Source organism: Enterobacter cloacae complex sp. P13B (assembly GCF_014895915.1).
Lineage (GTDB): Bacteria > Pseudomonadota > Gammaproteobacteria > Enterobacterales > Enterobacteriaceae > Enterobacter > Enterobacter bugandensis.
Genome location: NZ_JADBQN010000144.1, coordinates 1 through 238, shown reverse-complemented (window position 1 = coordinate 238; position 238 = coordinate 1). Strand labels below are relative to the sequence as shown.

The following is a 238-nucleotide window of genomic DNA, read 5'->3' as shown; positions in this document are numbered from 1 at the left end:
ACTTTCATATTATAGTCATATAAATAAACTGGATGATGATTTGATCAACAAAGAGCGTATGAAAAATGTATGTTCTTCATTGATTAACTTTATAGTCAGTAATGGTAGCCGAACAGAGAAAGTCTATGCTAATGAGAAAAGGAAATATGATGCTTCGACCCTAAAAAGATCGTTATCCATCAAAGAGAAGAAAAGAAAATATGGATTGTAATTATTTTAAAAGCCCGTAGTAGGAATC

1 pseudogene is annotated in these 238 nt (G+C 30.7%); it reads left to right on the top strand.

Annotated elements, in window-relative coordinates:
• Positions 1 to 211, top strand: a pseudogene (locus IM273_RS22345) (hypothetical protein); the annotation flags it as partial.
• Between the last annotated feature and the right edge of the window lie 27 nt (positions 212 to 238).